This window comes from Acinetobacter sp. RF14B (genome assembly GCF_006864105.1).
GTDB classification, from domain to species: domain Bacteria; phylum Pseudomonadota; class Gammaproteobacteria; order Pseudomonadales; family Moraxellaceae; genus Acinetobacter; species Acinetobacter lwoffii_C.
In genome coordinates this window covers 15,738-30,343 of record NZ_SMTB01000007.1, presented here as the reverse complement: position 1 = coordinate 30,343, position 14,606 = coordinate 15,738, and the positions used below count along the sequence as shown (strand labels likewise).

General features: G+C 46.4%; 12 protein-coding genes. 5 read left to right on the top strand and 7 right to left on the bottom strand.

From position 1 onward, the window contains the following. Positions 1-18: 18 nt before the first annotated feature. The 3 genes from E2K52_RS02370 (at position 19) to pcaD (ending at position 2,871) form a co-directional block, all read left to right on the top strand. Positions 19-672 carry a 3-oxoacid CoA-transferase subunit B gene (locus E2K52_RS02370; protein WP_151203403.1) on the top strand — a complete coding sequence of 218 codons (654 nt, stop codon included), beginning with the start codon at positions 19-21 and terminating at the stop codon, positions 670-672. Between the two features lie 146 nt (positions 673-818). Then, on the top strand, positions 819-2,024 hold the full coding sequence (gene pcaF, locus E2K52_RS02365; protein ID WP_151203402.1) for a 3-oxoadipyl-CoA thiolase: 1,206 nt from the start codon (positions 819-821) through the stop codon (positions 2,022-2,024). Between the two features lie 67 nt (positions 2,025-2,091). Beyond that, complete coding sequence (pcaD, locus tag E2K52_RS02360; RefSeq protein WP_151203401.1) at positions 2,092-2,871, top strand: 3-oxoadipate enol-lactonase; 780 nt, start codon at positions 2,092-2,094, stop codon at positions 2,869-2,871. Positions 2,872-2,929: 58 nt separating this feature from the next. On the opposite strand, the gene E2K52_RS02355 is transcribed toward pcaD, so the two are convergent. Next, on the bottom strand, positions 2,930-3,808 hold the full coding sequence (locus E2K52_RS02355; RefSeq protein ID WP_151203400.1) for an EamA family transporter: 879 nt from the start codon (positions 3,806-3,808) through the stop codon (positions 2,930-2,932). A gap of 596 nt (positions 3,809-4,404) precedes the next feature. Between E2K52_RS02355 and E2K52_RS02350 the strand changes: the two genes are divergently transcribed. Further along, positions 4,405-5,472, top strand: a complete 1,068-nt coding sequence (locus tag E2K52_RS02350; protein ID WP_151203399.1) for a putative zinc-binding metallopeptidase — start codon at positions 4,405-4,407, stop codon at positions 5,470-5,472. 82 nt (positions 5,473-5,554) lie between these two features. Here the strand turns inward: E2K52_RS02350 and E2K52_RS02345 are convergent, their stop codons facing one another. From E2K52_RS02345 to E2K52_RS02335, 3 genes are all read right to left on the bottom strand, one after another. Beyond that, positions 5,555-7,051 (bottom strand): succinate CoA transferase, encoded by a 1,497-nt coding sequence (locus E2K52_RS02345; protein WP_151203398.1) that lies wholly within the window; start codon positions 7,049-7,051, stop codon positions 5,555-5,557. A gap of 115 nt (positions 7,052-7,166) precedes the next feature. Next, the gene (locus E2K52_RS02340) at positions 7,167-8,336 is read right to left on the bottom strand and encodes a thiolase family protein (protein ID WP_151203397.1); all 1,170 of its coding nucleotides are present in this window, start codon (positions 8,334-8,336) and stop codon (positions 7,167-7,169) included. Between the two features lie 98 nt (positions 8,337-8,434). Continuing rightward, positions 8,435-10,216 carry an acyl-CoA dehydrogenase C-terminal domain-containing protein gene (locus E2K52_RS02335; protein ID WP_151203396.1) on the bottom strand — a complete coding sequence of 594 codons (1,782 nt, stop codon included), beginning with the start codon at positions 10,214-10,216 and terminating at the stop codon, positions 8,435-8,437. Positions 10,217-10,528: 312 nt separating this feature from the next. Between E2K52_RS02335 and E2K52_RS02330 the strand changes: the two genes are divergently transcribed. Continuing rightward, positions 10,529-11,158 (top strand): TetR/AcrR family transcriptional regulator, encoded by a 630-nt coding sequence (locus E2K52_RS02330; protein WP_151203395.1) that lies wholly within the window; start codon positions 10,529-10,531, stop codon positions 11,156-11,158. A gap of 15 nt (positions 11,159-11,173) precedes the next feature. Here the strand turns inward: E2K52_RS02330 and E2K52_RS02325 are convergent, their stop codons facing one another. The 3 genes from E2K52_RS02325 to E2K52_RS02315 are packed head-to-tail and all read right to left on the bottom strand — an operon-like array spanning position 11,174 to position 14,535. Continuing rightward, positions 11,174-11,371, bottom strand: a complete 198-nt coding sequence (locus E2K52_RS02325; protein WP_151203394.1) for a heavy-metal-associated domain-containing protein — start codon at positions 11,369-11,371, stop codon at positions 11,174-11,176. Between the two features lie 54 nt (positions 11,372-11,425). Further along, on the bottom strand, positions 11,426-11,851 hold the full coding sequence (cueR, locus tag E2K52_RS02320) for a Cu(I)-responsive transcriptional regulator (RefSeq protein ID WP_151203393.1): 426 nt from the start codon (positions 11,849-11,851) through the stop codon (positions 11,426-11,428). After that, a complete protein-coding gene (locus E2K52_RS02315; protein WP_151203392.1) occupies positions 11,848-14,535 on the bottom strand; it encodes a heavy metal translocating P-type ATPase in 2,688 nt (895 codons plus the stop codon). The genes cueR and E2K52_RS02315 overlap by 4 nt, the downstream gene beginning before the upstream one ends. Between the last annotated feature and the right edge of the window lie 71 nt (positions 14,536-14,606).

Below are 14,606 nucleotides of genomic sequence, written 5' to 3'. Positions count from 1 at the left end.
GCTAAGGAGAGAAGATTCATGAGCTATATCAAACTGACCCGTGACCAGATTGCCGAGCGTGTGGCACAAGACATTCCAGATGGCGCCTATGTCAATCTGGGCATTGGCCTGCCGACTAAAATTGCCAGCTACCTGCCTGACGATAAAGACGTCTTTCTGCATTCGGAAAATGGCCTACTGGCGTTCGGCCCGCCTCCTGCGGAAAAAGACCGTGATCCGGAGCTGATTAATGCCGGTAAAGAATACGTCACCATGCTCACCGGAGGCAGCTTTTTCCATCACGGTGATTCATTCGCCATGATGCGGGGCGGTCATCTGGATATTGCAGTACTTGGAGCTTTCCAAGTGGCTGAAAATGGAGATTTGGCCAACTGGCATACCGGCGCACCCGATGCGATTCCAGCCGTTGGCGGTGCAATGGATTTGGCTGTGGGCGCCAAAAAAGTCTTTATCACTACCGATCATGTCACCAAAAATGGGGAACCTAAGATTGTGGCTGAGCTGAGCTATCCGGCAACCGGTCTGAAATGTGTAGACCGCATTTATACTGACCTCTGCGTCATTGATATAACTGCGGATGGCATGAAAGTGGTCGAAAAAGTAGAAGGTTTGTCATTTGCAGAATTACAGTCGATGACGGGTGCAACGCTGATTGACGCAACTCAGGGTTAAGAACTTTAGCAAATTCAAACCCAATTCTAAAAGATACCTGAGGTTCCTTCTCCCTCTGGGAGAAGGCTAGGATGAGGGGAAATTTAACAAACCTCTCCCTAACCCTCTCCTCAAGTAGAGGGAACTTTATAAAGAAGAGATTAGATATGAAAAATGCATATATTATTGATGCCATCCGTACCCCATTTGGCCGTTATGCCGGAGGTCTGGCAACTGTCCGGGCAGATGACTTGGGCGCATTACCGATCAAAGCCCTCATAGAGCGTAATCCATCCGTCAACTGGGAACAGGTAGATGATGTCATCTATGGCTGTGCCAACCAGGCGGGTGAAGATAACCGTAACGTGGGCCGTATGTCAGCCTTGCTGGCAGGTTTGCCTTATCAAGTCCCTGCCACCACTGTCAACCGTCTGTGTGGCTCATCTCTGGATGCAGTCGCCATGGCGGCACGTGCAATTAAAGCCGGTGAAGCCAACCTGATAATTGCTGGTGGCGTAGAATCTATGTCGCGCGCGCCCTTTGTAATGGGCAAATCTGAAACTGCTTATGGCCGTAGCCAGAACATTGAAGATACCACCATGGGCTGGCGTTTTATCAATCCAAAACTCAAAGCATTATATGGTGTTGAAACCATGCCGCAAACGGCGGAAAACGTCGCGCAACAGTTCAACATTAACCGTGAAGATCAGGACCGTTTTGCCCTGACCAGTCAGCAGCGCACAGCGGCAGCACAAGCCAAAGGCTTCTTTGCTCATGAAATTATTCCGGTGGTCATTCCACAGCGTAAAGGCGATCCGGTTGTCGTGAATCACGATGAACATCCACGTGCCTCAACCACGGCAGAGGCGTTGGCCAAACTGAAACCTGTGGTCAAAGCAGACGGAACCGTCACCGCCGGTAATGCCTCAGGGATTAATGATGGTGCGGCTGCACTGTTAATTGCCTCGGATGAAGCAATGGCACAACACGGCTTAAAAGCACGGGCCAAAATTATTGGCTCAACCGTCGTAGGGGTTGAACCGCGCATCATGGGGGTTGGTCCTGCACCTGCGATCAAAAAGCTGCTCACTCAAACCGGTCTGACTCTAGAGCAGATAGATGTGATTGAGTTAAACGAAGCTTTTGCAGCTCAGGCTCTGGCCTGCACCCGTGACCTGGGCCTTGCAGATGGCTCGGAGAAAGTTAACCCGAATGGTGGTGCGATTGCCTTGGGTCATCCACTCGGTGCATCCGGTGCGCGTCTGGTTACTACGGCCTTAAACCAGCTGGAACAGAGCGGTGGACAATATGCCCTCTGCGCCATGTGTATTGGGGTGGGTCAAGGTATCGCTTTAATTATTGAGCGTGTTTAAATAAAGAATTCTTCCTCAGCTCCCTTTGATAAAACAAGATGGTTTAGGACCTACAAAGGAATATTTCATGCCAATATTTACATCAAATGATGCACAGATCAATTATCAGACTTTTGGCGATGCCACCAAGCCTGCGCTGGTTTTTTCCAATTCGTTGGGTACTAAATTCAGTATGTGGCAGCCACAAATTGATTTTTTTCAAAAAGATTATTTTGTGGTGTGTTATGACACTCGCGGTCATGGAGGCTCAACAGCACCACAAGGCCCCTATCAACTTGATCAGTTAGGTCAAGACGTCATCCATTTACTAGATCATCTGAATATACAGAAAGCCGCTTTTTGCGGTATTTCTATGGGGGGGCTAACCGGGCAATGGTTGGCAATTAATCACCCTGAACGCTTTAATCACGTGATTGTGGCCAATACAGCCGCAAAGATCGGTCAGGAGCAAGCCTGGCTGGAACGTGCAGCCTTGGTTCGTGCACAAGGTCTGGCACCGATCGCATCCACTGCCGCATCACGCTGGTTTACTGAACCCTTTATCCAAAGCAACGCAGCAATTGTTGCAGAACTTTCAAACGACCTTGGAGCTGGCAGCCCGGAAGGTTATGCAAGCTGCTGTGAAGCTTTGGCTAAAGCGGATTTACGTGAGCAAATCAAATCAGTTTCGGTACCGGTACTGATTGTGGCAGGTCAGCAAGATCCGGTTACCACAGTGGCAGACGCTCAGGCCATGCAACACAGTATCGTCAATAGCCAGCTCTTTGAAATCAATGCCTCACATATTTCCAGTGTAGAGCAAGCTGAAGCCTTTAATCAGGCAGTTCAGATATTTCTTGCTGCTTAAACGCATTGTTGAATCAAGGAAAAGCCACTGCTCAGCAGTGGCTTTTTTTATATAGACTCTAGGCCCAGATCACTAAAACCGCCACCACCACCAGAACCAATCCCCAGTGTTCAGTACGGGCCAGTTTTTCTTTAAAGAAATAAGCAGAAATCAGCATACTAAACAAAATCTCGATTTGTCCCAAGGTTTTGACTACCGGTACGCTCATCATGCTCATGGCGGTAAACCAGCCAAGTGATGCCATAAAACTGCAGATACTAACTTTAAAGACCAACCCCAGACGCTGCCACATCTCTACTAAAGTCTGGCGGCTAAAAAGGCTCAGATACATCAGCATGCTCAGGCACTGAAAACTGATGACCATCATCAAGACCCAGGCCGCCCGATGTAAAGTCGGCAAGGTATTCAGCTCCAGACTGGCTTCGCGTACCAGAAGTGAGGTAATTGCAAAACTTAAACCACTTCCGATTCCAATAACCAGAGTTTTGGGAGAAAATCCAGTCGCCTCCCGACCTTTACTCAAGAGAAAAACGGCATAAGCACCCAGCGCCACACCTGTCCAGGCCAAAACAGACAACTGGTCGGATAAAAAGGCAACCCCAATCATGGCAGCCAGTATGGCTTCACTTTTAGCGAGACCTACGCCAATGGCGTAATTTTTCTGCTTAAAGAGCTGTACCATCAGTGCAGTCGCTAAAATCTGACTTGAGCCTGCAATCACAATATAGGTCCAGAATTTTGGGCTAAAATGCACGATATTTTCAGCCGGTTTCAGATCATACAAACTACTGAGATAAAGCGCGGCAAATGGCAATCCAAAGATAAAGCGTGCAAGGGTAACTCCCCAAACATCTACCGTTGTACTTAACTGTTTTTGGAAGGCATTACGCCAGGCTTGCATAAATGCCGCCATTAAAGTAAAGAAAATCCAGCTCATTGCCCCATGCCACGACCACAAAAGTAAATTAATTCTATGCCTTAGCCCATCATATGACTAATTAAAAATGGGATGAGATCTAATAGCTGAAAGTTTAATTTTCTGGCTTAAAAAATAATTTAAATTTATCAATACACAAATAGCAACGACACATAAGCGTCTAAGTTGACGTCTGAATTGCCGAAGAAAAATAAAGTATGGATAAATGGGCGATCAATAAAACCTTACTCTTTAATAGCTGCTTTATTGAACTCTAAAAAGCTGAGGCTCAAACCCGGCAGAGTAATTTTCTTGCATCGAAATAAAGCATTCACTTTCAATCGAATTGGGTAATAACTTAGAGGCTGCCTAAATTTAAAACCGTAAAATTAATTTTATCACCTGCCTATTCTTTTGATTTTTAAATTAAAAAATTTGAAAAACATAACAAATATGACTTTTATGCTTGTCTTTACAAATTATAAGTATCAGGTTTTTGCTGAAGTTTTTATTATTCTTATTAAAACACATATGCCGTGATGCAGTTTGGTTTCTGGAATCACCTCTCTATTTTGTAAAGAGGTAAGTAAAGAAAATAAAACTGCAAGGGAGCAGAAATGAAATATTTTGAATGTGCAATTTGCCACCGGCAGATCTTTTTTTATAAATCAGTATGTGATCATTGCCTGCTTCCCATCGGTTATGTCGCTTCTGAAAAAGAGCTGTGTACATTCAAGAAACAAAGCCCGACGGAATGGATTCCGGTGGCCAAGCAATATCGGCATACCAGTTACAAGCCCTGTCATAATTATACTCACTATCAGGTTTGTAACTGGATGATTCCTAGCAGCGATGAAGAAGATTTCTGTGAATCCTGCCAGCTGACCCATGTAATTCCCAATCTGGAGAATACAGAAAACCTGATTTACTGGTTCCGGCTGGAAGAAGCCAAGCGCCGTTTTCTATATCTGGCCCTGGGCATGAATATGATGCCGCGTCCGAAATATTCAGAGAATGATCCCTTTGGGATACGCTTTGACTTTATTCTGCCCGAAGAAGATAAACCAGTGCTGACAGGACACTCCAATGGCGTCATTACCCTGAATGCCATTGAGGCAGATGTGGTTTATCGAGAAACAACACGGGTAAATATGGGTGAAAATTACCGGACTTTATTGGGACATTTTCGCCATGAAAGCGGTCATTACTATTTTAATGTCATGCAGCATTTACACCCTGAACTGCTGGATGAGTTTCGCCAGGATTTTGGTAATGAACAGCAAGATTATAGTCAATCTCTGGAACGCCACTATAACAAAGGCGCACCCATCAACTGGCAGGAAAACTATATCAGCAGCTATGCGTCGGCTCACCCGTGGGAAGACTGGGCCGAAACCTGGGCACATTATCTGCACATGATGGAAACTCTCGAAACTGCCTATTATGCGGGCCTGCGTGTGCAAGGAAATAATCGGGACCTGGCCAGTATGAATTTTAAGGAATGCCCGATTGGCGGACAGGATTTTGAACATATTTTAGAAAACTGGATTACGCTGACTTTCAATCTGAATGCGTTGAACCGCAGTATGGGGCTAGAAGATGCTTATCCTTTCAAACTCTCAGAAAGCGTCAAAAATAAACTGCGTTTCATTCACCGCCATGTACTGGAAAAAGTTTTTAAATAGTTCAAAGAATGTTGAAACGACAAAAACTGAATAAAGCCCGTCTAAGACGGGCTTTATTTTACAATCAATGCAATTCAGAATTTTAAGCGATTTTCATTGAACCGGTTTCTTCAAATTGAGCATGCCAGGACAAGGCTTCATTTAATAAGTGCGGTGTATGGCCACCACGTGCACAAGCACGCTCAAAATAATCATTCAAACTTTCGCGATAATCCGGATGAGCACAGATATCAATAATCTTGCGGGCACGTTCACGCGGCGCCAGACCGCGCAGATCTGCCAAACCTTGCTCAGTCACCAAAATATCTACGTCATGGTCGGTATGGTCAATGTGGCTCACCAGAGGAACTACCGAAGAAATTGCCCCACCTTTGGCATAGGATTTGGTCACAAAGATGGCAAGATGCGCATGGCGGGTAAAATCTCCCGAGCCACCAATACCATTCATCATCTTGGTCCCCGCGACATGAGTGGAGTTCACATTTCCGTAAATATCAAACTCCAGTGCCGTATTAATCGCAATAATACCGAGGCGGCGAATCAGTTCGGGATTATTGGAAATTTCCTGCGGGCGCAAGACAATTTTATCTTTATACTGATCAAAATTCTTCATCACCCGTGCGGCCCAGTCATCGCTCAGGGTCATGGAACAGCCAGAAGCAAAGGTCATCTTGCCGGAGTCGATAAGCTGAAAAGTACAGTCCTGCAAAACTTCAGAATACATTTCCAAGTTATTAAAACTGGAGTGTTCAAAGCCGGCAAATACCGCATTGGCCACTGAGCCCACACCTGATTGCAGTGGCCCCAGATTTTCCGGTAAACGCCCTGCTGCGACCTCCTGCTCAAAAAAATCAATCAGGTGACTTGCAATTGCCAGCGTTTCCTCATCTGGTTGGTCCATACCAAAGGAAGTATCTGGAATCTCGTTCATCACAATCGCAGCAATTTTTTCAGGCGCCACATGAATCCCGATCGTTCCAATCTTGTCACTGGCTTGTGTCAGCGGAATTGGCCCGCGGTTTGGACGAGCTTGTGGCAAATAAATATCGTGAACCCCTTCAAGCACAGGGTTAATCGTCATGTCAATTTCAATGATGACCCGGTCTGCCATTTCGATGAAATTTGCAGAATTTCCGCAAGAGCCTGTTGGAATAATCTGACCATCTTCGGTAATGGCCGTGGCTGCAATGATAGCTACATTAATTGCGGGCAGGTTTTTATGACGGATATTGTCGGCCAGCTCAGAGAGATGCTGATCGACATACATGACTTCGCCTGCATTAATCGCTTTACGTAAAGAAGGATCGGCCTGATAAGGATAACGGCGGGTTATAACGTGTGCTTCATTAAGTTTGCCATCAATCTGGTTCCCCAGACTTGCGCCTGTCGCCAAGGTAATATGGATTGGATGCTTCCGTGCATACTCAGCCAATGCCAAAGGCATAGTTTTCGCTTCACCCGCTCCACCAAAACCGCTTAAACCAATTACATCGCCCTCTTGAATGAGTTGTAGTGCTTGTTCTACAGATACCACTTTGTCTTGTAATGGGAGCAAACGAATGCGCTCTAAACCGTTCATAAAAAATCTCAAAAAATATAAAATAAACAAATGTCTGCTTCTGGCGAACCAGAAGCATAACTCTCTGAATCAATAGTTAATTTTGCTCATTCGAGCATTGAGTTTTTGGACGGACTTAAACCAGTTCTACTGCAATCGCAGTTGCTTCACCGCCGCCGATACAGAGTGCGGCAATGCCCTTCTTGCCGCCGGTACGTTTTAAGGCATGAATCAAGGTCACAATAATACGCGAGCCTGAAGAACCGAGTGGATGACCTAAAGCGCAGGCACCGCCATTGATGTTGACTTTGGCTGTATCCAGATCAAAGGCATCTATTGCAGCCATTGTCACCATGGCAAATGCTTCATTAATTTCCCACAGATCGACTTCTTTGGCATTCCAACCGGTTTGCTTTAATACTTTTTCAATGGCACCAACCGGTGCAATGGTAAATTCACTTGGATGTTGTGAATGGCTGGCATAAGCCACAATATTGGCAAGCGGTGTTAAGCCGCGCTCTGCTGCAATCTCGCTTGAAGTCACTAATAATGCAGAGGCACCATCTGAAATTGAACTGGCATTTGCCGCAGTAATGGTGCCGTCTTTCTTGAACGCCGGGCGCAAGCTTGGAATCTTGTCTACCTTGGCATTTAAAGGCTGTTCATCCTGATCAACTGTGACCTCGCCTTTGCGGCTGCTGACCACCACCGGTACAATTTCATCTTTAAAGAACCCGCCCTCAATCGCTGCAACCGCCTTGTTTAGTGAAACAATCGCATATTGATCCTGCTGTTCACGGGTATAGCCTTTTTTGTCTGCCATGTCCTGCGCCAGAATTCCCATTGACAGGCCTGTCTCAGCATCTTCCAGCCCTTCCTGAAACATATGATCAGTGACTTTGCCATGCCCCATGCGAAAACCGGCACGCGCCTTATCCATCAAATAGGGCGCATTTGACATAGACTCCATGCCACCTGCTACCACAAATTCAGCCGAACCCGCTTTGATTGCATCTGCGGCCTGCATCACGGCTTTCATGCCTGAGCCGCAGATTTTATTGATGGTGGTTGCACCCGTAGCATCAGGTAAGCCTGCCTGACGCATCGCCTGACGTGCCGGCCCCTGTTTCAGTCCTGCTGGCAGTACACAGCCCATGATCACTTCATCAATTTCATTGGGCTGTAAACCCGAACGTGCCACCACTTCTTTAATTGCAGCCGCCCCCAAATCTGGTGCTGTATAGCTAGAGAGTGAACCTTGGAAACCGCCCATGGCGGTACGTACAGCTTCTACGATTACGATCATGATATTCATCCTTCTATTCTTTTTCAGTAATCAGACATTGCAGTGCATATAGACTGCAATGTATCTCTGGTGACCAGTTTTTTGATCTTTTTAAATCATCAGGCCTGAGCAGTAAAATAATCTTCCGGCAACTGCATGACCAGATCGGCACCTGCCTGAATGCGTTGCAAACGTGCATCCAGATCCGGCAGAACTTTGGCAAGATAATAGTCGGCCAGAACCAGTTTATGCTGATAGAAACTTTCCGCTTTTAAGCTGGCTGCCTGACTGATACGTGCATACATATACACAAAGCTGAGCAGTCCCACGGCATGCAGATAGTCTACTGCAACGGCATTGGAGAAATCAGAATCAGTCTGAGACTGGGTAATGATATAGGCGGTAATATCTTCCAGTTTTTGACACACGTCCAGAGTCACCGCTTTAATCGTTAGACTGTCATCCAAGCCTTGGGCAAATTCACGAATTTCACTTAGATATTCAGCCAGATACGCCCCTTTGCATTTGGTCGTCTTACGGCCAATCAGGTCAATTGCCTGGACCCCGTTGGTGCCTTCATAAATCTGTGCAATACGCAGGTCGCGAATACATTGCTCCATTCCCCATTCACGGATATAACCATGACCACCAAAGCACATTTGCGCTTCCAGTGCAGAATCCAGTGCTTTATCGGTCAGATAGGCTTTGGCAATTGGGGTAAGTAGCGCGACACGGTCTGTGGCTTTGCGTATTGCTTCCGGGTCATTAGAGTATTTGGTAATGTCGAGCTGTTGTCCCACATATACCGCAAATGCACGTGAAGCCTCATTATTAGCACGGACATTCAATAGCATACGGCGTACATCACCATGAACCAGAATTGAGTCTGCCGGTTTTTCAGGTGATTTTGCACCTGTTGAGGCACGTCCCTGTAAACGGTCGGTCGCATATTGGGCGGCATTCTGATAGGCAAACTCCGCAGCACCAATTCCCTGAATGCCCATTGACAGACGTTCATAATTCATCATTACGAACATGCCGGCCAGACCTTCATTTTCATTGCCCACCAGATAGCCTTTGGCGCCGTCAAAGTTCATTACACAGGTTGCAGAGCCTTTAATCCCCATTTTATGTTCGATAGAACCGGCCGATACGGCATTTCGCTCCCCCAAAGAACCGTCAGCATTGACCAGAAACTTCGGCACAATAAACAGAGAAATTCCGCGCGAACCGGCCGGCGCATCTGGCGTTTTGGCCAGAACCAGGTGAATGATGTTGTCGCACAGGTCATGCTCACCACTGGTAATAAAGATTTTGGTACCGGTAATATTGTAGCTGCCATCAGCATTCGGTTCGGCTTTGGTTTTAATAATGCCTAAATCGGTTCCTGAGTGTGGCTCAGTCAGACACATGGTGCCAGACCATTCACCTGTATAAAACTTTGGCAGATAGGTTTCTTTTTGCGCCTGAGAAGCCCGGTCATTGATCGCCATGCCGGCACCTACCGTCAATAGCGGATAAAGCATAAAGGAAGGGTTGGTACTCCAGATCATCTCGTCTGCCAGCACGGTGAGCATTTTAGGCATATTCTGGCCGCCCCATTCTTCGGGTGCACCCAGACCAACCCAGCCACCTTCGGCAAACTGGCGAAATGCTTCCTTAAAACCTGCAGGGGTGGTCACTTCACCCTGATGAAATTGAGCGCCACCGCTTTCATCGGCCGGACGGTTCAGATCCAGAATGACGTTTTTTGAAAACTTGGCCATTTCTTCCAGAATCGCATGGGCTGTGGCCAGGTCAAGATGAGCCAGCTTTTCATTGTCTTGCCAGAATTTTTCAGCCTGAAACACATCCTTTAAAATAAATTCCATGTCTTTGAGAGGCGCATTATAAATTGGCATGTTCAATTTCCTTAAATGGTGATACCCAAATCTGTAGCTGAATATTGTGATAGCTACATGACTGTATGACTTTACTTGGCAGAAAATAGAATAATTAGGGTAAAAAGGGAATTTTATTTAAGCAAACTGACCTTTAGGGTTCATTTTTCTTGACAATCCTTCAGGAAGGGTGCGCTCTATATAAGTCAAATACACCAACTGACGAATAAACATACAGCTTTAAAGCAAAATAACGACCTTAGTTTTATATTCACTGGCAAAAATATTGCATAATCTGGGTCTGTTCTTTTTCGAGACGTATGGACCAAGAAGATGACGACTGTAAGACAGCAGAACTTTCTTCTTCGTAAAGAGAAGATATTAAACATGGCTGAATGCCTGTTACTGGACAATCATCAGGATATTACCCTGAGTGAATTGGCTAGTGAGCTGGATATCGCGAAGGGAACAATTTATAAACATTTTAAAAGCAAGAATCAGCTTTATCTGGAATTAATCATTCGCAACGAAAAAAGAATTCTGGAAATTTCGAAAAATCACAATAACGATATCAAGCACTATGTGTCCCAATATATGCTGTATCACATGCTGAATTCTAATCGCACCATTTTATTGCATGTGATTGAAGAGCGTCTGACTAATAATGAAAAAAACCTGAAAGAGCTTTTTCAGGAGCTGTATCAGATTCGAGAAGAACGAATTATCCGGATCAAAGACATGACGCATGATTATCTATTGTCTTTAGACAGTGCCATGTCAATACGGGATTATCTGTCTTATATCTGGACAGTCACCTATGGAGCTTCACTGCTGCTCAATTCGACCCACTATCAAAAATCAATCGGCTCACGTGAGCGGCTGATCAAGCTGTATATTAATCAGGCGCTGATGACGCCAGATAAAATTTCTTCCATGGAATCAAAAATGCCTAACTTGAGTTAGGCATTTGATCTTATTTTAAGTTGCTGGGACTGGTGGAAAACCATCTTCCGTCAGGGCCGCGACAATTTCAGCTTCGCTACAGCTGCTTTGCACTTCGACCAGTTTACTTTCCACATCAATCACCACTGTTGCATGGTCATCCAGATCTTTAATGGTCGCTGTCACACTGCGCGCACAGCCACCACAGGTCATATTGTTAATACGGAATTTCATTTCTTTCTCCATTGCATTAAGTAAATTCATTGAGTGTATGCTTTAAATACCGGACTATTTTTGACAGTCTGAACCGGAACATTCGGGCAAGCTACCCTGCTCGATCTGTTTTAAAATCTGGCAATCCGATTCTTCATTGCCAGCACACTGATCTACCGACTGCTGCAAAATATGAATCATTTTCTGCATATCGGCAATTTTCTGTTGTAAACGCTGTATATGCTGTTCCGCCAGCTGTTTGACATCCGCACTATGTCTGGCACTGTTCAGCCTTAAATCCAGCAGTTCTTTCATCTGGGTCGATGAAAAACCCAGTTCGCGCGCATGCTGTATAAAACTGAGAGTTTTAATATCTTGCTCGGTATAGAGGCGATAACCTGAGGTGCTGCGCTTCGGTTCGGGCAATAATCCGATCTCTTCATAATAGCGGATCATTTTTGCCGAGATCCCCGAACGTCTGGCGGCCTGGCCAATATTCATGACTGTTCCTTAAACTGGACGGCCTGATAGGTCTTTAATCTTAACGCATTCGACACTACGAATACCGAAGACAAAGCCATCGCACCGGCGGCAAACATCGGAGAAAGCAGAATGCCAAAAAATGGATACAGTACACCAGCTGCAATCGGAATCAAGGCGATATTATAAATAAAGGCCCAAAACAGGTTCTGGCGGATATTACGCATTGTGGCCTGACTTAAGCCAATACCAGTCGCCACATGCTGTAAATTTCCTGACATCAACACCACATCTGCAGCTTCAATTGCGACATCTGTTCCAGTGCCAATCGCCATGCCTACATCAGCCTGAGCCAAAGCCGGTGCATCATTAATCCCATCTCCCACAAAAGTCACAACGCCATGTTGCTGCTGTAATTGTTGTACAGCTTCAACTTTTTCATGCGGCAGCACTTCTGCAATCACCTGATCAATCTTTAACTCTCTGGCAATGGCTTGTGCAGTATAGGCATTATCTCCAGTGATCATGGCCACTTTTAGCCCCTGATCATGCAGAGCCTGAATTGCGCTATAGGTCGTCGGCTTGATCGGATCGGCCACCGCAATAATTGCAGCCAGTTGCTGGTCAAGTGCGACATATAACGGCGTTCTGCCCTGATCACCCAGTTGCTGAGCCATGTGTTTAAACAGGGCAAGATCCAGTCCCAGTTCCAGCATCAACCGTTCGGCACCTATATGCACCTGATGCCCTGCCACCTGCGCCTTTACACCAGCCCCTGTAATCGAATCGAACTCAGTCACGTCCAGTAACTCAAGCTTCTGTTGCTGTCCCGCCTCTACAATTGCATGGGCTATCGGGTGTTCAGACTTGGCTTCTACTGAGGCCACAATTTGTAAAACTCGTTGAGATTCAAAACCCTCCGTAACCTCAAAATCGGTTAAAGCCGGTTTGCCCTCTGTCAGCGTACCGGTCTTATCGACAGCAACCACTTGTGTACGTTGCAAAAGCTGCAAAGCTTCCCCTTTACGGAATAAAACCCCTAACTCGGCGGCCCGGCCTGTACCTACCATAATGGAAGTCGGGGTCGCCAGGCCCATGGCACATGGGCAGGCAATAATCAATACAGCAACCGCATTGACCAGTGCATAGGTCAGATTAGGCTCCGGTCCGAACAGGAACCAGATAATAAAGGTCAGTGCTGCCAGCCCCATCACCGCCGGTACAAACCATAAAGTGACCTTGTCTACCAGCGCCTGAATAGGCAGTTTGGCGCCCTGTGCCTGTTCCACCATCTGAATGATCTGGGCCAGTACCGAATCCTGTCCAACCGCAGTGGCCTTGATCTGCAAGGTTCCATTCTGGTTGACGGTACCGCCAATGACCTGATCGCCTGACTGTTTAATGACCGGTAGCGGTTCACCACTGATCATGGCTTCATCAATATAGCTCTGACCAGAGACAACTTCCCCATCGACAGCCACTTTTTCACCCGGGCGGATTTCAATCAGCATACCTTGCTGGACTTCTGCAATATCCAGATCAATCCAGACTCCATTTTGCTGGATACGCGCCGTTTTAGGCTGCAGACCAATGAGATACTGAATAGCCTGCGAGGTTTTGCCTTTCGCCCGAGCTTCCAGATACCGTCCCAGTAGAATTAACGCCACAATAACGGCAGCTGCTTCAAAATACACATGTACGGTTGCCTGTGGTAAAAGCTCAGGCAGGAAGGTTGCAATACAGGAAAAGCTATAGGCAGCAAGTGTACCTACTGCCACCAGCGAATTCATGTCCGGTGCCAGACGCAATAAGGCAGGAATTCCATGCTGATAAAAACGTCTTCCCGGAAAGACCAGAATCAGGGTGGTCAATACAAACTGTAAATACCAGCTATTTTGGGTTCCCAAAGTCTGCAAAATAAAATGATGAAATGCAGGAATTAGATGCGAACCCATTTCCAAAATAAATACCGGAATCGCCAAAGCCAGCGCCACCCACAGGTCACGCTTGAGTTCTGCAGTTTCCTCGGCTTTTTTCTCCTGAAACACGGCATGAGTATCCATGGTTGCATGGCTCAGTTCACTGGCCTGAAAACCCGCCTTTTCAACCGCAGCAATCAGTTGGGGGAGCAGGCTGCGTGACGCCTGTACACGCGCGGTTTCAGTCGCCAGATTGACCTGTGCTCCTTGAACACCTTCGACTTTAAGCAAAGCCTTTTCTACCCGTGCCACACACGAGGCACAAGTCATCCCTTCAATATTTAGCTCAATGTGTTCCGCACGGACATGAAATCCTGCCTTTTCAATCGCCTGAACCAGAGTGGAGGTCTGCAGTGAGGAAAGAGCAATGACCTGTGCCTGTTCAGTCGCCAGATTAACTCGCGCATCCGTCACACCTTCCACCTTTTTCAAGGCCTTTTCGACACGTGCCACACACGAGGCACAGGTCATGCCTTCAATGCCCAGATTCAATTGCTGGGTCGCCACAGCAAAGCCGGTTTTTTCAATGGCCTGTAGCAAGGTAGCGGCTGCAACGGGCTGCTGGCTTTTTACCCAGGCCTTTTCTGTAGCCAGGTTGACCTGTGCATCCGTCACGCCTTCTACCTTTTTTAAAGCCTTCTCTACCCGCGCTACGCATGAAGCACAGGTCATTCCTGAAATCTGCAATTGTTGTTCATACAGTTGGGGGCTATCGACTTTGCTCATCATGCTCTCCACTGGCTCATGGAATATATTTACTTTTATGAGTCTATAGCTTAAACATTCCCACTATGAGA

Excerpts from the sequence above, each read along its gene's own strand:
- E2K52_RS02370 (WP_151203403.1), top strand. The coding sequence starts at position 19 with ATGAGCTATATCAAACTGACCCGTGACCAGATTGCCGAGCGTGTGGCA.
- pcaF (WP_151203402.1), top strand. The coding sequence starts at position 819 with ATGAAAAATGCATATATTATTGATGCCATCCGTACCCCATTTGGCCGT.
- pcaD (WP_151203401.1), top strand. The coding sequence starts at position 2,092 with ATGCCAATATTTACATCAAATGATGCACAGATCAATTATCAGACTTTT.
- E2K52_RS02355 (WP_151203400.1), bottom strand. The coding sequence starts at position 3,808 with ATGAGCTGGATTTTCTTTACTTTAATGGCGGCATTTATGCAAGCCTGG.
- E2K52_RS02350 (WP_151203399.1), top strand. The coding sequence starts at position 4,405 with ATGAAATATTTTGAATGTGCAATTTGCCACCGGCAGATCTTTTTTTAT.
- E2K52_RS02345 (WP_151203398.1), bottom strand. The coding sequence starts at position 7,051 with ATGAACGGTTTAGAGCGCATTCGTTTGCTCCCATTACAAGACAAAGTG.
- E2K52_RS02340 (WP_151203397.1), bottom strand. The coding sequence starts at position 8,336 with ATGATCGTAATCGTAGAAGCTGTACGTACCGCCATGGGCGGTTTCCAA.
- E2K52_RS02335 (WP_151203396.1), bottom strand. The coding sequence starts at position 10,216 with ATGCCAATTTATAATGCGCCTCTCAAAGACATGGAATTTATTTTAAAG.
- E2K52_RS02330 (WP_151203395.1), top strand. The coding sequence starts at position 10,529 with ATGACGACTGTAAGACAGCAGAACTTTCTTCTTCGTAAAGAGAAGATA.
- E2K52_RS02325 (WP_151203394.1), bottom strand. The coding sequence starts at position 11,371 with ATGAAATTCCGTATTAACAATATGACCTGTGGTGGCTGTGCGCGCAGT.
- cueR (WP_151203393.1), bottom strand. The coding sequence starts at position 11,851 with ATGAATATTGGCCAGGCCGCCAGACGTTCGGGGATCTCGGCAAAAATG.
- E2K52_RS02315 (WP_151203392.1), bottom strand. The coding sequence starts at position 14,535 with ATGAGCAAAGTCGATAGCCCCCAACTGTATGAACAACAATTGCAGATT.